General features: G+C 70.9%; 14 protein-coding genes. 6 read left to right on the top strand and 8 right to left on the bottom strand.

The genetic code is table 11. From position 1 onward, the window contains the following. The 4 genes from M1105_RS17335 (at position 1) to M1105_RS17320 (ending at position 4424) form a co-directional block, all read left to right on the top strand. Positions 1-1584: a potassium transporter TrkG gene (locus tag M1105_RS17335; protein WP_249581644.1), complete on the top strand. Its 1584-nt coding sequence runs from the start codon at positions 1-3 to the stop codon at positions 1582-1584. 55 nt (positions 1585-1639) lie between these two features. Continuing rightward, positions 1640-1882 carry an RNA chaperone Hfq gene (gene hfq, locus M1105_RS17330; protein ID WP_249581643.1) on the top strand — a complete coding sequence of 81 codons (243 nt, stop codon included), beginning with the start codon at positions 1640-1642 and terminating at the stop codon, positions 1880-1882. Positions 1883-1904: 22 nt separating this feature from the next. After that, positions 1905-3206 carry a GTPase HflX gene (hflX, locus tag M1105_RS17325; RefSeq protein ID WP_319936802.1) on the top strand — a complete coding sequence of 434 codons (1302 nt, stop codon included), beginning with the start codon at positions 1905-1907 and terminating at the stop codon, positions 3204-3206. Between the two features lie 228 nt (positions 3207-3434). After that, positions 3435-4424: a hypothetical protein gene (locus tag M1105_RS17320; RefSeq protein WP_249581642.1), complete on the top strand. Its 990-nt coding sequence runs from the start codon at positions 3435-3437 to the stop codon at positions 4422-4424. A gap of 374 nt (positions 4425-4798) precedes the next feature. On the opposite strand, the gene M1105_RS20710 is transcribed toward M1105_RS17320, so the two are convergent. From M1105_RS20710 to M1105_RS17290, 7 genes are all read right to left on the bottom strand, one after another. Beyond that, positions 4799-4927: a hypothetical protein gene (locus M1105_RS20710; protein ID WP_264759703.1), complete on the bottom strand. Its 129-nt coding sequence runs from the start codon at positions 4925-4927 to the stop codon at positions 4799-4801. A 95-nt stretch (positions 4928-5022) separates the two neighbouring features. Next, on the bottom strand, positions 5023-7113 hold the full coding sequence (gene recG, locus M1105_RS17315) for an ATP-dependent DNA helicase RecG (protein ID WP_249581641.1): 2091 nt from the start codon (positions 7111-7113) through the stop codon (positions 5023-5025). A 33-nt stretch (positions 7114-7146) separates the two neighbouring features. Beyond that, positions 7147-7506 (bottom strand): GFA family protein, encoded by a 360-nt coding sequence (locus M1105_RS17310; protein WP_249581640.1) that lies wholly within the window; start codon positions 7504-7506, stop codon positions 7147-7149. After that, positions 7503-9635, bottom strand: a complete 2133-nt coding sequence (gene ligA, locus M1105_RS17305; protein ID WP_249581639.1) for an NAD-dependent DNA ligase LigA — start codon at positions 9633-9635, stop codon at positions 7503-7505. The genes M1105_RS17310 and ligA overlap by 4 nt, the downstream gene beginning before the upstream one ends. 18 nt (positions 9636-9653) lie before the next feature. Beyond that, a complete protein-coding gene (gene prfB / locus M1105_RS17300) occupies positions 9654-10784 on the bottom strand; it encodes a peptide chain release factor 2 (RefSeq protein WP_249581638.1) in 1131 nt (376 codons plus the stop codon). Between the two features lie 82 nt (positions 10785-10866). After that, entirely contained in the window at positions 10867-13461 is a 2595-nt protein-coding gene (locus M1105_RS17295; protein WP_249581637.1) for a penicillin-binding protein 1A, read from the bottom strand. 129 nt (positions 13462-13590) lie between these two features. Continuing rightward, the gene (locus M1105_RS17290) at positions 13591-14844 is read right to left on the bottom strand and encodes an N-acetylmuramoyl-L-alanine amidase (RefSeq protein WP_249581636.1); all 1254 of its coding nucleotides are present in this window, start codon (positions 14842-14844) and stop codon (positions 13591-13593) included. A gap of 495 nt (positions 14845-15339) precedes the next feature. On the opposite strand from M1105_RS17290, the gene M1105_RS17285 reads away from it, so the two are divergent. Beyond that, positions 15340-18402, top strand: coding sequence for an Rne/Rng family ribonuclease (locus M1105_RS17285; protein WP_249581635.1), 3063 nt, complete (start codon positions 15340-15342; stop codon positions 18400-18402). Positions 18403-18498: 96 nt separating this feature from the next. Here M1105_RS17285 and M1105_RS17280 read toward each other — a convergent pair whose 3' ends face one another. Beyond that, positions 18499-19686 (bottom strand): pyridoxal phosphate-dependent aminotransferase, encoded by a 1188-nt coding sequence (locus tag M1105_RS17280; protein WP_249581634.1) that lies wholly within the window; start codon positions 19684-19686, stop codon positions 18499-18501. Between the two features lie 135 nt (positions 19687-19821). Here M1105_RS17280 and M1105_RS17275 point away from each other — a divergent pair, with 135 nt between their 5' ends. Then, positions 19822-21168 carry a M48 family metalloprotease gene (locus M1105_RS17275; RefSeq protein WP_249581633.1) on the top strand — a complete coding sequence of 449 codons (1347 nt, stop codon included), beginning with the start codon at positions 19822-19824 and terminating at the stop codon, positions 21166-21168. Positions 21169-21185: the final 17 nt, after the last annotated feature.

Raw genomic sequence — 21185 nt, 5'->3', positions numbered from 1 at the left:
ATGCGAAAAGCCCTGCCGCCGCTGTTCGCGCTCGCCCTGGGGGTCCTGGCCGCGGCCATGCTGCTACCGGCCGCGGCCGCGGTGATCGAGGGCGAGTGGCGCGCCGGGCGGAGCTTCCTCTACGCCGCCATCGCCACCGGCTTCGCCGCGGCGATCCTGGGCGTCGCGCTCTCGGGACCGCGCCGCCTCCCGCCAGGGTTCGGCGAGATCGTCTTCCTCGTCGCCTGCTGGGCGCTTCTGCCGGTCTTCGCGGCGCTTCCGCTCCATCTCATCACGCCGCAGATTGGCTTCGGCGGCGCCTGGTTCGAAATGGTCGCGGCCTTCACCACCACCGGCGGCACGGTCTATGCCGCGCCCGACACGATCCCGATGCCCGTGCACCTGTGGCGCGGCCTCGTCGGCTGGCTGGGCGGGCTGATGACGCTGACCGCTGCCTACGCCATTCTCGCGCCACGCCGCCTGGGCGGGTTCGAGGTGCTGACCCAGTCCGGCGCGGATGCCGGCACGGCGGGTCGGATCGACATCGGCACAGGCGTCGCTCCTGTAGATGCGCGCATCCGCCGGGCACTGAGGGCGATCCTGCCGGTCTATTGCGGCCTCACGGCACTGCTTGCGCTGGTGCTGCACATGACGGGGCAGGGGGCGGTCACCGCCATCGTGCACGCCATGTCGATCCTGTCGACGAGCGGCATCTCGCCCAGCGCCACGGGCTTCGCGGCGAGCCCCGACATCGGCGCGGAACTCGCGGCCGCCGCCTTCATGGTGCTGGCGGCGACGCGGCTGATCTACGCGCGCGCAAGCCAGATCGGCGCGCGCAGCACGGCCCTGCAGGACCCGGAACTCAAGCTTATGGCGGTGCTGGTCGTCCTTGTAACGCTCGCGCTGTTCCTACGCCACTGGCTGGGCGTGCTGACGATAGAAGCCTCGGCCCGCAGCGGCCTTGCCGACGCGATCTCGGCCTTCTGGGGCGGGCTGTTCACCACCATCAGCTTCATGACGACGACGGGCTTCGAGAGCGCCTACTGGGAGCGCGCGCGCAGCTGGTCGGGCCTCCCGAACCCGGGCCTCGTGCTGCTCGGGCTCTGCGCGATCGGCGGCGGCGCGGCCACCACGGCGGGCGGCATCAAGCTGATCCGCGCGGTCGAACTGCTGCGCCACGGCCGCAACGAGCTCGATCGCCTGGCGCAACCCTATGCCGTGCATGGCAGCGGGACCGGCCTGCGCGGCCAGACGACGCGCGGCGCCTTCATCGCCTGGGCCTTCGTCATGCTCTATGTCTTCGCGGTGTTCACGGTGACGATGGGCCTGGGCCTTGCCGGGCAGAGCTTCGAGCGCTCGCTGATCGCGGCGCTTGCGGCAATTACCAACACCGGGCCGGCCTATGCCACGGTGCTGGGCCCCGAGGTCAGCTTCGGCCTGCTCGACCCGCTGTCGCGCGCCTTTCTTGCGCTCGGCATGGTGCTTGGCCGGATCGAGGCGCTGGTGATCATCGCCCTCATCAGCCCCGATCTCTGGCGCGGCCTGGGGAGCAGCAAAAAAACCTCTGGAAAAGCGCGGCCCGGCCCCTCACAGTCGGGCTGGTGAGTCACCCGAACGGCCACGACGCGCCAAGAGCAAAACCCAAAAAGGCAGAAAACAGATGGCCAGCGAAACCAAGCAGAACCTGCAGGACACCTTTCTCAATCACGTTCGCAAGCAGAAGGTGGCGGTCACCGTCTTCCTGGTGAACGGCGTGAAGCTGCAAGGCGTGATTACCTGGTTCGACAACTTTTGTGTTCTTCTCCGCCGCGACGGTCAGTCGCAGCTTGTCTACAAGCACGCCATTTCAACCGTGATGCCTGCGCAACCCTTCAGCCTGTACGACGGCGAAGGCGGGCAGTGATCGTGCCCGGGGCAGGGGAGGCGTGACGCGCGTCTTCGTCCTTCATGTCGACCTGAGGGCGCCGGACTCGCCTGAGCCTGGCGCCGCGCTCGAGGAGGCCCTCAGCCTCACCCGCGCGATCGACCTCGAGCCGGTCGGCGGCATCGTCGTGCCGCTGCCCAAGCCGCATCCGGGAATGCTGTTCGGCTCGGGCAAGGTGGCCGAGCTGAAGGCGCGCTTCGCCGAAGAGCGCGTCGATCTCGTCATCATCAACGGTCCGCTGAGCCCGGTGCAGCAGCGCAACCTCGAGCGTGAGTGGAAGGTCAAGATCCTCGACCGCACGGGGCTCATCCTCGAGATCTTCGGCGAGCGCGCCCAGACCCGCGAGGGCGTGCTGCAGGTCGAGCTCGCGCATCTGAGCTACCAGAAGACCCGCCTCGTGCGGAGCTGGACGCATCTCGAGCGCCAGCGCGGGGGCCTCGGCTTCGTCGGCGGTCCCGGCGAGACGCAGATCGAGGCCGACCGGCGCATGATCGACGAGCGGATCACCCGCATCCGCCGGCAGCTTGCCAAGGTGGTCAAGACCCGGACGCTGCACCGCGCGGCGCGCAAGCGCGTGCCGTATCCGATCGTGGCGCTGGTGGGCTACACGAATGCCGGCAAGTCGACGCTGTTCAACCGGCTGACCTCGGCCGGCGTCCGCGCCGAGGACCTGCTGTTCGCGACGCTCGATCCCACGATGCGCCAGATCTCGTTGCCCTCGGGCCGCATTGCCATCCTGTCCGATACGGTGGGGTTCATCTCGAATCTTCCGACGCAACTGGTCGCGGCGTTTCGCGCGACGCTCGAGGAAGTGCTCGAGGCCGACCTGATCGTCCATGTCCGCGATATCTCGCACCCCGAGAGCGAGGCCCAGGCGGCCGAGGTGATGACCGTGCTGGCCGAGCTCGGCGTCGATGCCGCGCGGCGCGAGGGCATCGTCTCGGCGCTCAACAAGATCGACCGCCTCGGCGCGGACGACGCCGCCGCCATCCGGGCGCAGGCGGGACGCGATCTCGACGCGGTCGCCATCTCGGCGGTCACCGGCGAGGGTTGCGACGCGCTGGTTCGCGAGATCGAGCTGCGGCTGTTCCCGCGGCGCCTTGGGCTCACCATGCGACTCGGCCATGCCGAGGGACAGGCGATCGCCTGGCTCCACCGTCACGCTGAGGTCCGCCGCCGTGAAGACGACGAGCAAGGCGCACGCCTCGACGTCGAGATGACCGAGCGCGAGTTCTTTCAGTTCCGCAAGGAGTTCGGCGACCGTGTTGAGATCATCCGCCGCGAGCCGCTGGCCGCGCAGTGATCGAAGCGTCCGGAACCACATCGGCGTTTTTTTAACATAATATTCCTTCTGCGAATCCGCATTGTCCGCTCATGTCGGGAATCGGGACCCCTGGACCACCTTTGCGGCCAATCAGTCCCACGATGGAACAGAACCTCGCTTTCACGCGTTCAACGAGTGCTGTAGGCTTCTCCGAACGGACCACTGATCGGACAAAGCATTTTTCCATGGAGTGCGGCTGTTATCGCCATGCGTGACCTCAACGTCTTCGAGGCTGTCGTCGAACCGAGCGTCGAGCGCATCCCGCTGGTTGACGTGCGTTGTTTCGACATTGCCGACCAGCGCGAATGCGAGATTTCGCATCTCGTCTCGCGCAACGTGTTCACCGAGTTCGACCAGAAGCTCTCGCGGCATCTCGCGGCGGTCACCGGCACGGGGTTCCCCTCCGTCTCGGCGACGATCCGGATCCGCGAGCGCCGCCCCGGTGCGACCTGGCAATCGGGCCGGGCGCTGCATTTCAGCTCGGTGCCCCATGCCCTGCGCGGTATCGCGGCGCGTGCGCTGAAAACCCGCGATGTTGCCGAACTCTACATCCACGCGCCCGAGACCGACATGACCGTCGACGACGGCCCGGCCCACCGGCAGGAGGTGCGCAAGGGCGATGTCGCGGCGCTCTCGACCGCGCTTGCCTTCTGCGCGATGTTCGGCGAGCCCGATTTCGTCGAACTGTCGGGCGACTACGACATCGTGATGGCGCAGCCGAGCGGCGAGCTCAGGCCGATTACCGTCGATCTCTACCGCGGCAGCATGACCGTCTACGGCGTGCATGGCGGCGGCAAGGACGTTTTCGAGGGCCCGGTCTACGACTACAAGCGGCTCACGCTCGAGAATCCGCTGGTGCGCGGCTATCTCGCCTCGGCGCGCCACGCGCTGGCGGCGGTGAAGGAGGATGCGGTGCACGGCTTCCGCGCCGCCGCCGAGGCCCGGATTCTGAACTTCGACCGCGCGCTGGCCGGGCGGCCGCTGGAGAACTATCGACTCGAGGCCGTCATCTCTCTGGTGGCGCGGCTCAAGGCGGGCTTGGGCGACAACCTCGCGGGGCTGTCCGAGGATGCGCAGATCACGGCGCTGGACTGGTCGAGCTCGATCGAGCGCGCGGCCGGGAGCGCGGCGGCGGCCGGCAAGTTCTCGACCCTCGACTACCTGCTGCGAGGGCCGCACCGTACGGCCGCTTCGTAAGGATTGCACCACGGGGCGAGCACTCCCTGCCTCGGCATTCTGCGCGGCCGGCCCGGCCCCGGCACCAGGCGCGATGAGTCCGGCACCCGACGGATCCCCACATCGGCGCCGCGCGTGCCCACGGTGCGACGGATACGTCACGGCGTTCCGGGGTTCATTCATCCTTACGCAGGAAAAAGGCCGCCACCCGTGTCGGGCGGCGGCCGAGTTGGCGTTCCAGATGGGTTGGGACCCGCGCGGCCCGGATGTGGCGGTCCGGGGCGCGCACACGCACGCAGCGAGGGAAGCCGGCAGCAGGCGCCGGCACCGGCGAATGACGGGCCGCATGGGGTGGCTGAGGCCCGCCGAAGGTCCCGTCTGGACCGCAGGCGAAGTCAGAGCAGTGCAGGCAGAGTGAAGCCCGCGAAGATCAGCAGGCACATCACGGCGATGCCGGCGGCATCGGCCAGCGCCTCGCGCGGCGCCTGGGTGAGGAAGTTCCGGGCCTTGAGCATCTGCGCCATGATGGTTCTCCATCGGGAATCTGCATCTGTTGTTGGTATGTTCACCACAAGTTCCCGAAAGAGTCCAGAACATTTTTAGAACATTCGGCGCGTCCCTACCCGCCCTTCAGCAGCCGCACCGACGCGTCGCGCTCGAAAAGGTAGAGCAGCACCCTCAGCGCCTGCCCCCGCGCGCCGTCCAGTCCGGGCTCGCGCACCAGCGCCAGCCGCGCGTCGTCGCGCGCCATCTCCATCAGGCCGCGGTCGGCGTCGAGGTCGGCCAGCCGGAACCGCGGCAGGCCCGATTGCGCGGTGCCGATGAGGTCGCCAGGGCCGCGGATCCTGAGGTCCTCCTCGGCGATGCGGAAGCCGTCCTCGGTCTCGCGCATGATCTCGAGCCGCGCGCGCGCCGTCTCGCCCAGCGGCGCCGCGTAGAGCAGAAGGCAGAACGAGCGCCCTGCCCCGCGCCCCACCCGCCCGCGCAACTGGTGGAGTTGCGCGAGACCGAAATGCTCGGCCTGCTCGATCACCATGATCGTGGCCTCGGGCACGTCGACGCCGACCTCGATTACCGTGGTTGCGACCAGCACCTGCCGTTCGCCCGACTGGAAGGCCGCCATCGCCGCATCGCGCGCGTCGGGGGCCATCTGGCCGTGCACCAGCGCCACGCGATCCGCCCCCAGCGCGTCCGCAAGCGCCCGGTGACGCGTCTCGACCGAGACGAGGTCCGAGGCGTCGCTGTCCTCGACCGCCGGACAGACCCAGTAGGCCCGCCGCCCCTCGGCCAGCACCGCGCGCAGCCGCGCCACCACATCGTCCGCGCGGTCGAGCGAAACCAGCCGCGTCTCGACCGGCTGGCGCCCCGGCGGCTTCTCGTCCAGCACCGAGATGTCGAGATCGCCATAGCCCGCGAGCGCCAGCGTCCGCGGGATGGGCGTCGCCGTCATCACCAGCAGGTCGCAGCCGAAGGGAGCCTTGGCCGTCAGTTCCATCCGCTGGCGTACGCCGAAGCGGTGCTGCTCGTCGATCACCGCAAGGCGCAGGTCGTGGAACTCCACGTCGCCCGAGAACAGCGCATGCGTGCCGATCACCACCTGCGCCCGCCCCTCGCGGATCGCGGCGAGCTTGACCTCGCGCGCCGCCCCCTTGTCGCGGCCGGTCAGCAGCATCGCCTCGACCCCCGCGGCCTCGGCCATGCGGGCGAGGTTGGCGGCGTGCTGGCGGGCGAGGATCTCGGTCGGGGCCATCAGGGCGCCCTGCCCTCCGGCCTCGGCCGCGATCATCAGCGCCATCGCCGCGACCCAGGTTTTCCCTGCGCCCACATCGCCTTGCAGGAGACGCATCATGCGGGTCCCTGCCCCCATGTCGGCGGCGATCTCGGTCAGTGTGCGGGTCTGCGCGCCCGTGGGTGGGTAGCCGAAGGCCGCTGCGGCCTTTGCCCTCAGCCCGCCGTCGCCCGCCGTCACGCGCCCCTTGCCGCGGCGCATTTTCTCGCGCGCGATCTGCAGTGCAAGCTGGTGCGAGAGCAGCTCGTCATAGGCCAGCCGCCGCCGCGCCGGCGTGCCGGGCGAGAGGCTCGCGGCACCCTCCGGCGCGTGCACCGCCGCCAGCGCCGCGCGCCAGCCGGGCCAGCCCTCGCGCGCCGCCATAGCGGGGTCGAGCCATTCCGGCAGGTCGGGCGCGCGCGCCACGGCGCCTGCCACCGCCTTCGCCATGATCCGCGCGCTCACGCCCTCGGTGAGGCCGTAGACCGGCTCGAAGGGCGGAAGGCTCGCCGCCTCGGCCTCGCTCAGCACCAGGTCGGGATGCGGCATCTGGAGCCGCCCGTCATAGAAGTCGACCTTGCCCGACACCACCCGCACCGCCCTCTCGGGCAGCGCGCCCGTCAGCCACTCGCGGCGCGGGCGGAAATAGAGCAACTCGAAGGCGATCCCCCCGCCAAGCACGACGACCCGCCAAGGCTGGCGCTCGCTGCGCGGCACGTGGTGCTCGGCCACCTCGACCAGCACCGTCACGCTCTCTCCCGGCGTCACGCCGATCAGGCTGTCGCGCAGGCGGCGGTCGATCACGCCCGTGGGCAGATGAAAGATCAGGTCGACGACCCGCTCGAGCCCGATCCGCGCCAGCGCCTTAGCCGTGCGCGGCCCCACGCCCTTGATCCCGGACGCGTCGGCAAAGAGCGGGAAGAGGATCTCGGGGCGTGCCATCGCCTCAGGTCATGGCGGCGGCGGCGCGAGGCGTCAAGCGCCGCGGTCGGCGGGATGGTTGACGCCGTCCACCCACGGGACATCGAGCCCGGTCAGCTCCACGCCCTCGACGCAGCCCAGATTGAGGCCGAACTCGTCGGGGTTCGAGCGTCTCAGGTGGTGCGTGTAAATCCCGCAGCTACCGCAGAAATAATGCTTCGCGGCGTGCGTGCCGAAGGTGTAGAGGCGCAAGGATTCGCCCGCCTCGACCGTCAGTTCACTGACCGGCACGCTGACGACGATCGCGCCCTTCCTGCGGCAGATCGAGCAGTCGCAGCGCCTGCGGCTGGCAAGGTCGAGCCGCGGGAACGTCAGGCGCACCGCACCGCAGTGGCAGGTGGCGCGGTAGCTCACGCCCCCTCCCCCGCGCCGATCAGGGTGAGCCAGTCGTCCTCCGAGATCACCTCGATCCCGAGCTGGGTGGCGGTCTTGAGCTTCGAGCCCGCGCCGGGCCCGGCGATCACGAGGTCGGTCTTTGCCGAGACGCTGCCCGCGACCTTCGCCCCCAGCGCCTCGGCACGCGCCTTGGCCTCGGCCCGGCTCATGCGCTCGAGCGTGCCGGTGAAGACCAGCGTCTTGCCGGCGACGGGGCTGCCCTCGGTCTTCGGGCGCTCGGCGTCGCGGGGGGTGACATGCGCCAGCAGCCGGTCGAGCGCCGCGCGGTTGTGCTCGTCGTCGAAGAAGGCGATCACCGCGTCGGCCAGGACGTCGCCCACCCCGTCGATGGCAAGGATCGCGGCGCGGGCCTGTTCGTCGGTTGCGGCCTCGGCCATTGCCGTGGCGAAGGCGTCCCACGACAGGTAGTGCCGCGCGAACAGCCGGGCCGTGGTCTCGCCCACGTGCCGGATGCCCAGGGCGAAGATGAAGCGGTCGAGCGGCACCGCGCGCCGCTCCCGGATCGCGGCGAAAAGGTTCGTGGCGGATTTCTCTCCGTAACCTTCCAGCTTCGAGAGTCGTTGCAGTTCAGTCCCCTGCGGCCCGAACCTTTGTTCCAGAGTGAAGATGTCGGCGGGCTCCTTCATCCATGCCTTGTCCCAGAACGCCTCGATCTGGCGCGCGCCCAGGCCCTCGATGTCCAGCGCGCCGCGGCTGACGAAGTGCTTGAGCCGCTCGACCGCCTGCGCCGGGCAGGTCAGCCCCCCGGTGCAGCGGCGCACGGCCTCGCCCGCCTCGCGCACCGCGTGGCTGCCGCAGGCCGGGCAGAGCGTGGGAAACTCGTAGGGCACCGCATCCGCGGGGCGGCGCATGAGGTCCACGTCCACGACCTTGGGGATCACGTCGCCGGCGCGGTAGACGGTCACCGTGTCGCCGATGCGCAGGTCGCGCCCCTCGCGGATCGGCTCGCCATTCGCGCCGCGCCCGGCGATGTAGTCCTCGTTGTGCAGCGTCGCGTTCGACACCACCACGCCGCCCACGGTCACGGGCCTGAGCCGCGCGACGGGCGACAGCGCCCCGGTGCGGCCCACCTGTATGTCGATCCCCTCCAGCACCGTGGTCGCACGCTCGGCCGGGAACTTGTGCGCGATCGCCCAGCGGGGCGCGCGGCTGACGAAGCCCAGTCGCTCCTGCAGGTCCAGCCGGTCCACCTTGTAGACCACGCCGTCGATGTCGTACCCGAGGTTCGCGCGGTCGGCCTCGAGCGCACGGTAGTGGGCGAGCAGCGCCTCGAGGCTGTCGCAGCGCGCCATGCGGTCGTTGATCGGGAAGCCCCAGTCGCCCAGCGCATGGATCACCCCCGACTGTGTGTCCGCAGGCAGAGCCGACACTTCACCCCAGGCATAGGCGAAGAACCTGAGCGGCCGCCGCGCGGTGACGGCGGGGTCGAGCTGGCGCAACGACCCGGCCGCCGCGTTGCGCGGGTTCGCGAAGATCTTGTCGCCGGCATCGGCCTGCGCGGCGTTCAAGGCAGCGAAGTCGGCGTGGCGCATGTAGACCTCGCCCCGCACCTCGAACACCTCGGGCACGCCCTTGGGCAGGCGATCGGGGATTTCCTTGATCGTGCGGACATTTGCGGTGACGTTCTCGCCTTCCTCGCCGTCGCCGCGGGTGGCGGCCTCGACCAGCCGGCCGCCCTCGTAGCGCAGGCTCAGCGACAGGCCGTCGATCTTGGGCTCGGCGGTGAAGGCCAGCGCGCCGTCTTTCATCGACAGGAAGCGTCGGATGCGCTCGACGAAATCGGCCACGTCCTCGTCCGTGAAGGCGTTGCCGAGCGACAGCATCCGCACTCGGTGGCGGACCTTGCCGAAGCCTTCGGACGGCGCCGCCCCCACCTTCAGCGAGGGGCTGTCGGGCGCGATGAATTCGGGAAACGCGGCTTCCAGCGCCGCCAGCCGGTGCTTCAGCGCGTCATAGGCCGCGTCCGAAATTTCGGGCGCATCCTTCTGGAAGTAAGCCTCGTCGTGGCGCCGGATCTCGGCAGTCAGCCGCGCGATCTCGGCCTTTGCCGCCTCGGGGTCGAGATCTGCGACCGCTGTCTCGCTCATCGCGCCCCCTGCCCCCGGTCAGACCTCTTCGGCGGCCGCCTCGGCGCGGGTCTTGCCGGTGACCTCCTGCGCCAGCGCCGCCGCCATGAAGCGGTCGAGGTCGCCGTCCAGCACGCCCGCGGTGTCCGAGGTCTCGACCCCGGTGCGCAGGTCCTTCACCATCTGATAGGGCTGCAGCACGTAGGAGCGGATCTGGTTGCCCCAGCCCGCCTCGCCCTTGGCCTCGTGCGCCTCCTGGATCGCGGCGGTGCGCTTCTTCATTTCGAGGTCGTAGAGCCGGGCCTTCAGCGCCGCCATGGCGTTCGCGCGGTTCTGGTGCTGCGACTTCTCGGACGAGGTGACGACGATGTTGGTCGGGATATGCGTGATCCGCACCGCCGAGTCGGTGGTGTTGACGTGCTGCCCGCCGGCGCCGGAGCTTCGGTAGGTGTCGATGCGGATGTCGTTGGGCGCGATCTCGATCTCGATCGAATCGTCCACCACCGGATAGACCCAGACCGACGAGAACGAGGTGTGCCGCCGCGCCTGGCTGTCGAAGGGCGAGATGCGCACCAGCCGATGCACCCCCGATTCCGTCTTGAGCCAGCCATAGGCGTTCGGCCCGTTCACCCGGTAGGTGGCGGACTTGATCCCGGCCTCCTCGCCGCCGCTCTCGGACTGCAACTCGACCTTGTAGCCATGCGCCTCGGCCCATCGGACATACATGCGCGCGAGCATGGCGGCCCAGTCGCAGCTTTCCGTGCCGCCGGCGCCCGCATGGACCTCAAGGAAGCAGTCATTGCCGTCGGCCTCGCCCGACAGCAGGGCCTCGACCTCCTTCGCGGCGGCGGTCTCGCGCAGTTCGGCCAGCGCGGCCTCGGCCTCGGCCACGATCTCGTCGTCGCGCTCGGCCTCGCCCAGCTCGATCAGCTCGCGGTTGTCGGCGAGGCTGTTCGCGAGCGCGCGGTATCCGTCCACGGCGTCCGAAAGCACCTGCCGCTCGCGCATCAGCTTCTGGGCGCGCGCCGGATCGTTCCAGAGGTTCGGGTCCTCGGCGAAGGCGTTGTATTCCTCGAGCCGCGCCTCGGCCGTGTCCCAGCTGAGCCGCTGGCGCAGGAGTGCCAGCGACTTCTCGATCTCGGCGATCACGGCGGCGGTTTCCGATTTCATTCGACCTGTCTCGTCCTCGAACGGAATTTGCTGGCGCGACACATAGCGACGGATCGGGGTCGGGTAAAGGCGCGCGCGGCGCTCAGTAGAGCCCGCCGGTCCCGAGCCCGACGCTGGGCGTCGATGGCGGACGGCGCGCCGGGTCCTCGCCGCCCTCGGACGTCTCGGGGAGCGAGCCCGAGCCCCAGCCCGACTCGGCCCCCTCTCCGGCGAAGGCGAAGGGCAGGTCGCCGCCGAAGTTGCCGAACAGCACCTCGTCGCCCGCGATCGCGCTCGCCTCGGCATAGAGCTCGGGCTCCGAGCCAAGCTGGAACACCTCGACGATCACGTCGGGCCCCGAGGCCTCGTCCGGCAGCCGCTCGCCCGTCAGCCGGTCGATCTTGACCGTGACCAGCCCGCCGGTGTCGGGCTCGCGGAACGGGCCCGGAACGCGGTCCTTCATCGCCTCGGCCATGAACTCGCGGAACACCGGGCCGCACAGCGTGCCACCATAGGCCCCCCGCCCCATCGGCTTGGGGTTGTCGAAGCCGATGAAGCACCCGGCCACGAGATCCGAGGTGAAGCCGATGAACCAGGCGTCCTTGGCGTCGTTCGTCGTGCCGGTCTTGCCGGCCACGGGGAAGCCGAGCCCGCCCACCGTCCGGCTGGCCGTGCCACGCGCCACCACGCCTTCGAGGATCGAGACGATCTGGTAGGCGGTGACCGGGTTCATGATCTGCGAGCGCTGGTCGAACAGCAGCGGCTCGCCCTTCGGCGCCGTCCCGTCCACCGTGCAGCCCTGGCAGAAGCGGGGATCGTGCGCGTAAAGCGTGTTGCCATTGCGGTCCTGGATGCGGTCGATCACGGTCGGCCGCACGCGCTTGCCGCCATTCGCGAACATCCCGTAGGCCGCGACCATGTCGTAGAGCGTCGTCTCGCCCGCGCCCAGCGCATAGCTCAGGTGATGCGGCATGTTCTCGTAGACGCCGAAGCGCTCGGCATAGGCGGCGACGCGGTCCATGCCGACCTGCTGGGCGATGCGGATGGTCATCAGGTTGCGCGACTGCTCAAGCCCCACGCGCAGCGGCGAGGGGCCATAGAAGCGGCCCGACGAGTTCTTGGGCCGCCAGTCCTCGCCCCCCACCTGCCGCACCACCACGGGCGCGTCGAGCACGATGGTCGCAGGCGTATAGCCGGCATCGAGCGCCGCGGCATAGACGAAGGGCTTGAACGACGATCCCGGCTGGCGCAGCGCCTGGGTGGCGCGGTTGAACACCGATTCCTGGTAGGAGAACCCGCCCCACAGCGCCAGCACGCGGCCCGAGGCCGGGTCCATCGCCATGAAGGCGCCCTGCACCTCGGGGATCTGGCGCATCCGCCAGCCCTCGCCCTCCTCGGCCCGCGCGACCATGAGCAGGTCGCCCTTTTGCCAGAGGTCGTCGCCCCGCTGCGGCGCGCGCGTCCGCTCGGCTCCGCGCTCGACCGCGCGGATCCATTTCTCGTCGGCCAGTTGCAGCCGCGCCGTGCCCGGCCCCTCGGGGCCGTCGGCCTCGACGCCCTCGATGCCGACGATCGCGGTCCTGTCGCCCACCTCCAGCACCACCGCCGGGTGCCAGTCCGCGATGTCGCGTGGCATCGACTGGTCGCCAAGCGCGGCGCGCCAGCCCTCAACCTCGCCCGCCGCGACCGCCTCGATCTGCCCCAGCGTGCCGTGCCAGACACCCAGGTCGCGGTCGTAGCCCTCGAGCCCGCGCCGCAGTGCGCGCCCGGCCGCGGCCTGCATCGCCGGGTCGATGGTCGCGCGGATCGCGAGGCCGCCCTCGTAGAGCGCCGTCTCGCCCACCTCGCGGATCATCTGGCGGCGCACCTCGGCGGTGAAATAATCGGGATCGGGGTTCAGCACGGCGACCGGCGCGTCGCCGTCCAGCAGGGTCGTGAACGGGCTCTCGCGCGCGGCGCGCGCCTCCTCGGCGGTGAGGTAGCCGTTCTCCTCCATCTGCCGCAGGACGTAGTTGCGCCGCGCGATGGCGCGCTCGCGGTTGCGCACGGGATGCAGGTCCGAGGGCGCCTTGGGCAGCGCGGCAAGGTAAGCGGCCTCGGCCGGCGTCAGCTCCTCCAGCGCCTTGCCGAAATAGTTTCGCGCGGCCGCGAGGATGCCGTAGGCGCGCGCGCCCAGGAAGATCTCGTTGAGATAGAGTTCCAGGATCTGGTCCTTGGTAAGCGCCCCGTCGAGGCGGACGGCCAGGATCGCCTCCTTGATCTTTCGCTCGATGTCGCGCTCGTTGCCGACGAGGAAGTTCTTCATCACCTGCTGGGTGATGGTCGAGGCGCCCGCGAGCCGCGTGTCCCCGCCCGTTGCCTTGGCCTGCGCGTAGCGGAACAGCGCCTTGACGATGCCAACCGCGTCGACGCCGGGATGGCTGTAGAAGTTCTTGTCCTCGGCCGAGATGAAGGCGGCCTTGACCAGCTCGGGCACCTCGTCAATGGGCACGAAGACGCGCTGCTCGGTGGCGAACTGGGCGATCACCTCACCCTCGCCCGAATAGACGCGGCTCAGCATCTTGGGCTGGTAGTTCCCAAGCTCGTCGTGCTTTGGCAGGTCGTTGCCGAACAGATGCACCAGCGCGAAGGCCCCGGCGACGGCGAAGAGCGCCGCCGAGCTGAGCGCGCTGAACAGGAAGCCGAGAAAGCGGATCATACCGGCCGTTGGTCCCTTGAAGCTTGTCGATGCCCGTCCTGCAAATGCATCCCGACGGCAGAGCGTTTCATCTGGCCCCCTCTTATCGCAGAACGCGGGCTCAGGCCATGCCCGGATCGCGCGCCGCGGTCAGGGCCGCTGCGCCGTGCGCGGCGCGCGCCAGGCCGGCGCGGTCTCGCCCGCCCAGTCGAGCACGCCGCGCGCGACCCCGCCCGCCGCCATTTCCTGCCAGCCCGGGGTCACGATGCGCGCGCGATCCACCGGGCTGGTGAGGAAGCCGAGCTCGATCAGGATCGAGGGGATCCCCGGCGCCTTCAGCACCCGGAAATCGGCGCGCCGGTGCGGGCGCGAGCGCAGCAGTTCCACCTCGGATCGCAGCATCGCCAGCGTCGCCTTCGCCAGCCGCTCGGCCTCGGCCATGCTGCCGCGCTGCGCCAGCTCGATCAGCACCCGCGCCACGTCGTCCTCGACACCCGCGGCCTCGGCGCCGGCCAGCACGTCGGCGCGGTTCTCGCGCTCGGCCAGTTCGGCGGCGGCCGCGTCGCTCGCCTCGGGCGCCAGGGTGTAGACCGAGACGCCCGCCGCCTCGCCCTCGATGACGATGTCGGCGTGGAGCGAGATGAACACATGCGCGCCCGCCCGCTGCGCGATGCGCACCCGCTCGCCCAGCGGAAGGAAGATGTCACGCTCGCGCGTCAGCACCGCCCGCACCCCGCCGCTGGCTTCGAGGTGCCGCGCGAGCCGCTGCGCGAAGGCGAGCACCACGTCCTTCTCCATCACGCCGTCGGACATCGCGCCGGGATCGATGCCGCCATGGCCGGGGTCGATCGCCACCACCAGCCGCGCGTCGCCCGGCAGGACCGGATCGCGCGGCGATGCCGCATCCTCCCACCGCGCGCCGGCGGGCCAGCCGGCGCGGGCGGCGAAGACATCCGGGGGCACCGGCACCAGCGTGATCTCGATGCCCGCGGCACCGGCGCGCGCGGCGGCGCGGCTCACCTGCATCGGCTGCGCCAGCGGCACGACGACGCGCGCCCGGTCGGGGCGGAACAGGCCGAAGCGCGGCTCGCCCAGCGGCGGGGCGAGGTCCGGAAGCTCGTCCGGCCCCTCCCCGGTACTCGAGGCATAGTCGATCACCAGCCGCCGCGGCGCGTCCAGCGTGAAGAAGGTGAAGGGCGCGGGCGAGCTCAGCTCCAGCGTCAGCACGACCCCGCCCGCGAGGAACCGGCTCGACAGCGCGTCGAGCCGAACCGACGCGACGTCGGTCGAGTCCGCTCGGGCGAACATCGCACCCGTCCACGCCATTGCAGCCCCGAGCGCCAGCGCCAAGATGCGCCGACGCGCAGCCGAAAGCCGCCGCACGCGGTCCGCCGTTCGCGCCATGACCCTGCTCCGGTTCCGTTGCCGCCACGGTCGCGCTGCGCCGCGGTCTTGCGTGCCTCGACGGGCAGCCTAGCACGGCGTGCTTCCCGGCCAAAATCCAATTGTCATGAACGGGACGCGCCGCTATAGCGGAGTCGGAGCAAATCGGCCCCTTGTCCACGGCGACCTGCCTCGGACGCAAGGACCCGAGGATCAGACCGGCCCATCCGGCCATGGCGCCCGCTTCGCGGCGCGCCGGAACCGGGTCCGGCACCCGGCTCCGACCGCGCAGACCGCGCACCCGACGACAGAACACTCATCGCGCCGCCACACGCGGCGCCCGGACCGAGACCGAGATGACCCGCCCGCACCGCCAGGACCGTGTTGCCGCAGGAGAGCCCCGCTCTCTCGCCGGCCCCGCGCACGGCACCGGCCGGGTCCATCCACAGATCGAGAGACGCCCACCCCCCGCCCTCCGCGCCCGTGGCGCGCCGGGCCGGGGCGGCGAAGGAATTCATGGCAAAGAAGATGCTCATCGACGCCACCCACCCGGAGGAGACCCGGGTCGTCGTGGTGGACGGCAACAAGGTTGACGATTTCGACTTCGAATCGATCAACAAGCGCCAGCTCGCTGGCAACATCTACCTCGCGAAGGTAACCAGGGTCGAACCCTCGCTGCAGGCGGCCTTCGTCGATTACGGCGGCAACCGGCACGGCTTCCTCGCCTTCGCCGAGATCCATCCCGACTACTATCAGATCCCCGTTGCCGACCGGCAGGCGCTCTTGCGCGAGGAGGCCCGCGCCCAGCGCGAAGCCGCCGAGGACGAGGAGAGCGAGGGCGGGCGCGGGCGCAACCGCCGCGGCCGTAACCGCCGCGACGGCGGCAAGGACGCGGCGCGGAGCGGGGCCAAGGCCGACCGGCGCGGCGCCCCGCGCGCGGCCCCCGACACCGAAGGGAGCGAGATCGCGGGATTTGCGGTGATCGAACCCGAAGGCGACGGCCACGAGGACGAAGCACCCTCGGGGCCGGTCGACATGCTCTCCCCGGCCGGCGGCGCCGCCGCGGCCGAGGACATCGGGACCGCGCCGGCCACCGGCGCCGCTCCCGCGGGCGGCGATGACGACCGCGAGGACGACGACGGCACGCCGCGCTCGATGGCCGAGGATGCCGGGCTCGACAGCGAGGACGAGAGCGTCAGCGAGGACATCGCCATGCCCGAGGGCGAGGCCGGTGCGGCCGAGGGCGAGGGATCGCGGCCTAAGTCGCGCCGCCGCCGCCGCCGGCCCAAGGGCGGCCGCGACGACGCCCCCGCGGCGCAGGCCGGGAACGGCGAGACCCCCGGGCCGACCGCCGAGAACGGCGAGGACGGAGACGGCGCGCAGGCCGAGGAGGCCGCGGCGCCCGAGGAGGTCGGATCTGGCGGGACGGACGACCTGCGCGAGGAGGAGGCCGAGGCCCGCGCCCATCGCCGCCGCCGCTACCGCATCCAGGACGTCATCAAGGTCCGGCAGATCATGCTGGTCCAGGTCGTCAAGGAGGAGCGCGGCAACAAGGGCGCGGCGCTGACCACCTATCTCAGCCTTGCCGGGCGCTACTGCGTGCTGATGCCCAACACTGCGCGCGGCGGCGGCATCAGCCGCAAGATCGTCTCGGCCGCCGACCGCAAGCGGCTGCGCGAGATCGTGGCCGAGCTCGACGTGCCCGAGGGGATGGGCCTGATCGTCCGCACCGCCGGCGCCGAACGCACCCGCGCCGAGATCAAGCGCGACTACGAGTTCCTGCTGCGCCAGTGGGAGCAGGTTCGCGACCTCACGCTGAAGTCGAGCGCGCCCTGCCTGATCTACGAGGAAGGCTCACTGATCAAGCGCACCATCCGCGACATCTACTCGAAGGACATCGACACGATCCTCGTGGCCGGCGACGGCGGCTACCGCGAGGCGAAGGACTACATGAAGATGCTCATGCCTTCGCACGCGAAGAACGTCCAGCAATATGCTGACAACGTGCCGCTTTTCATCCGCTACCAGGTCGAGAGCTATCTCAACGGCATGTTCTCGCCGGTGGTCCAGCTCAAATCGGGCGGCTACATCGTCATCGGCGTGACCGAGGCGCTGGTGGCGATCGACGTGAACTCGGGCCGCTCGACGCGCGAGGGTTCGATCGAGGAGACGGCGACCAAGACCAACCTCGAGGCCGCCGACGAGGTGGCGCGCCAGCTTCGCCTGCGCGACCTCGCGGGGCTGATCGTCATCGACTTCATCGACATGGAGGACAGCCGCAACATTCGCGCCGTCGAGAAGCGGATGAAGGAGCGCCTCAAGACCGATCGTGCCCGCATCCAGGTCGGCCGCATCTCGGCATTCGGGCTGATGGAGATGAGCCGCCAGCGCCTGCGCCCCGGCATGCTCGAGGCGACGACCCAGCCCTGCCCGCACTGCCACGGCCAGGGGATCATCCGGTCGGACGAGAACATGGCGCTCGCCATCCTGCGCGAGATCGAGGAGGAGGGCGTGCGCGGCCGCTCGGTCGAGGTCGGCGTGACCCTGCCGGTCGAGATCGCGAACTACCTCATCAACTTCAAGCGCCGCCACCTCGCCGCGATCGAGGAGCGCTACGGCATGGTGATCAACGTCTTCGGCGATGCGACGCTGTTGACGCCGAACTACAAGATCGAGCGTGCCAAGACCCAGAGCCGGCCGGTCGTGACCACGGGCGCCGCCGCGATCACCGCGCAGTCGGTCGCGCGGGACTTCGACTTCGACACCGAAGACGAGGATGCGGAGGAGGTCGAGGAAGTCGTCGAGGCGGCACCCGCCCCCGCAGCCGCCCGTCCCGCGCACGCACCCTCCCCGTCCGGCGACGAGGCGGACGGCAAGGGCGGCAAGCGCCGCCGCCGCGGCAAGCGTGGCGGACGCCGCCGGCGCGCGGGCGGCGACGAGGGCGAGCCGCAGGCCGCCGAGAGCGGCGTGACCGCGCCCGAGGCTGGAGCCGAACCCGAGGAAGCCGCAGCCGCGACCGAGGCCGAAGCGCCTGCCGCGAAAGTCGCGGCAGCCACCGAGCCCGCCGAGGCCGCCCCGCCGGACGCCGCAGCGCCCGAAGCCGCCGAGGCCGAGCCGAAGAAGCGCCGGCCCCGCCGCAAGAAGGCGGACGCCGTTCCCGAGGCCGCCGAGGCCCAACCAGAGGCCCCGGCCGCCGAGGAAGCCGCGCCGAAGCCCGCGCCACGCCGCCGAAAGTCGGCCAAGGCCCGCGCCGAGGAGGCGGCCGCAGCCGAGGCCGAAGCAGCCGCGGCGCCCGCCGAACCACGGCCCGAACCCGAGCCCGTGGCGCCGCAACTCCAGCCCGAAGCGGTCGAGGCGAGGCCCGACGCCGTGGCCGAGGCCGAGCCGGAAGCGCTGCCTGAAGCCCACGCGAAGCCCGAGCCCGCCCAGCCCGAGCCGATGCAGGCCGAGGAGCTGCAACCCGCGCCAGTGCAGGCCGAACAGCCGCAGACCGAGACGGTGCAGGGCGAACAGCCGCAGCCTGAACGGCCGGGCGACGCCGACCGACCCAAGCGCCGCGGCTGGTGGTCGCTGCGCTGAGGCCGCGCGGCGCGCAGGCCGGAATCGACGATGAAGAAAGGGGCGGCCGTCATGGCCGCCCCTTTTCCGCTTCGCGGACCGCCGTCGTCGCGCGGCTCAACCCGCCCGCGCCGCCGCCATGCCCCGGCGCGGCCCATCGGCGATCATCCGCGAGAGCCGGTCGATCCCCTCCTCGATTTCCGCCGTGCTCCGCGCGAAGGAGAAGCGCACCGTCCCCGCGCCACGCTCCGGGTCGAAGTCGAGGCCCGGCGTCGCCGCGACCCCGTGCTCGGCCAGCAGCTGCGCGCAGAACTCGCGGCTGTCGCCCCAGCCCTCGGGCAGCCGGGCATATGCGTAGAACGCCCCGTCCGCCGGCGCGATGTCGCGAAAGCCCATCCGCTCCAGCGCCGGGATCAGCGCCGCGCGATTGGCGCGGTAGTGCGCGAGGTGCCCCGCGACCTCGGCCTCGCCCTCTGGCGACAGCGCCCCCAGCGCGGCAATCTGCCCCAGATGCGGCGGGCAGATGAACAGGTTCTGCGCGAGGTTCTGCACCGTGCGCAGCAGCCCCTCGGGCACCACCATCCAGCCCACGCGCCAGCCGGTCATGGCGTGGTATTTCGAGAAGCTGTTGATCACCACCACCTCGCCGGTCAGCTCCAGCGCCGAGACGGCGGGCGCGTCATAGGTGATGCCGTGATAGATCTCGTCCGAAATCAGCGACGCCCCCGCCCCCTCGCAGAAGCCGATCAGCGCCGCCATCTCGGCCCGGTCGATCATCGTGCCGGTGGGGTTGGCCGGGCTCGCGACCAGAAGCCCGTCGAGCGGCCCGGCGCCCGCCAGCAGCGCGGGCGTTGGCTGGAACCGCGTCGCCGGCCCCGCCGCCAGCCGCACCGGCACGACATCCAGCGCCTGCAGGATGTTGCGGTAGCAGGGATATCCCGGATCGGCGATCGCCACCCGCGCCCCCGCGTCGAACAGCGCGAGGAACGACAGCACGAAGCCCGCCGACGACCCCGCCGTCACCACCACCCGCGCGGGATCGACCGCCACCCCGTGCCGCGCGGCGTAGAGCCCCGCGATCGCCTCGCGCAGCCGCGGCAGGCCCAGCCCGCTGGTGTAGCCCAGCCCCGCGCCGTCGCGGATCGCGCGCGCCACCGCCTCGCGCGCGGCCATGGGCGCGCCATGGGCTGGCTCGCCCACTTCCATATGGATGACGTGGCGGCCCGCCGCCTCGGCCCGCCCGGCCTCGGCCAGCACGTCCATGGCGATGAAGGGCGCGGTCTGGCTGCGGCGCGAGATTTTCACGATGCCGTCTCCTCGGATGGACATTGACGGATTCGATCCCGATATTCGTTGCACCGGCATCGGGCAAGGACAAGGCCGACACGCGAGAATGCCGGCAAGGGGCGGCCCGGGCCCAGGCAGCCGAAGGAACGGAAGTTGAGCCGCAGAACGTCACGCGTCGCGCGCGCGCTCGCCGTGGGGGTCATCGCCCTTGGCAGCACCCTGCCCGGCCTTGCGCAGGCCTTCGGTCTGATCCGCGACGCCGAGATCGAGCGCACGCTGGCCAGCATGTCGGCGCCGGTCTTCTCGGCCGCCGGCCTCAGCCCCGCCAGCATCGACATCTTCATCATCAACGACCCCAGCCTCAACGCCTTCGTGGCGGGCGGGCGCAATGTGTTCCTGCACACCGGCCTGCTGATCCAGCTCGAGACGCCCGAGCAGCTGATCGGCGTCATCGCGCACGAGACCGGCCACATCGCCGGCGGCCACCTGGCGCGGCGCATGATCAACCTGCGCAACGCCCAGGGACCGGCGCTGATCGGCCTCCTGCTCGGCGTCGCAGCGGCCGCCGCCGCGGGCTCGGGTGATGCGGGCGCCGCCATCGCCATGGGCAGCCAGAGCCTGATCACCCGCAACTTGCTGCGCTTCAACCGGGCCGAGGAAGCGGCGGCCGACCAGGCGGCGCTCGACTACCTCGCCCGCGCGCGGGTCAGCCCCGAGGGGATGCTCCAGGTGCTCGAGAAGTTCCGCGGGCAGGAGGTGCTGAGCGTCGGGAATCTCGACCCCTACACGCTGACCCACCCGCTCTCGACCCAGCGCGTCCAGCTCATCCAGCGCGAGGTCGCGGCCGCGCAGAGCCGCAGCTTCCCGGACGACCCCGAGCGCGACTACTGGCACGCCCGGATGCGCGCCAAGCTGGAGGGCTTCCTCTCGTCGCCGCAGCGCGTCCTCGACAAGTACGAGGACGCCGCGGAGACCGAGACCGTCCTCTACGCCAAGGCCGTGGCCTATCACCGCCTGCCCGACCAGCCGCGTGCGCTGGCGGCGATGGACCGGCTGCTCGCGCTGCGCCCGAACGACCCCTTCTACCTCGAGCTCAAGGGCCAGCTCCTGTTCGAGCAGGCCCGGCCCGAGGAAGCGGTCACCTTCTACCGCAAGGCGGTTGCGGCGGCCCCGGCCGAGCCGCTCCTGAAGGCGGGGCTTGGGCGCGTGCTGCTGGCTCTCGGCACGAAGTCGGCCGACGCCGAGGCGCTCCAGATCCTCGAATCGGCGCGCCGCGACGATCCCGGCGACCCCTCGATGCTGCGTGACCTTGCGGTCGCCTACAACCGCGCGGGGAACGACGGCATGGCCGCTCTGGTCACGGCTGAACGGCTTGCGCTCGGCGGCGACCGGAAGGATGCGGCGCTTCACGCGCGCCGCGCTTCCACTATACTCCCCGAGGGCTCGCCGGGATGGTTGCGGGCGCAGGACATCGTCGCGCTGGCCGACGAAAAGGAATGATCGGGCCGGCCGGCCGC

It is taken from the genome of Thermohalobaculum sediminis (assembly GCF_023487995.1).
GTDB classification, from domain to species: Bacteria; Pseudomonadota; Alphaproteobacteria; order Rhodobacterales; family Rhodobacteraceae; genus Thermohalobaculum; species Thermohalobaculum sediminis.
This window is presented reverse-complemented; position numbering and strand designations above follow the sequence as displayed.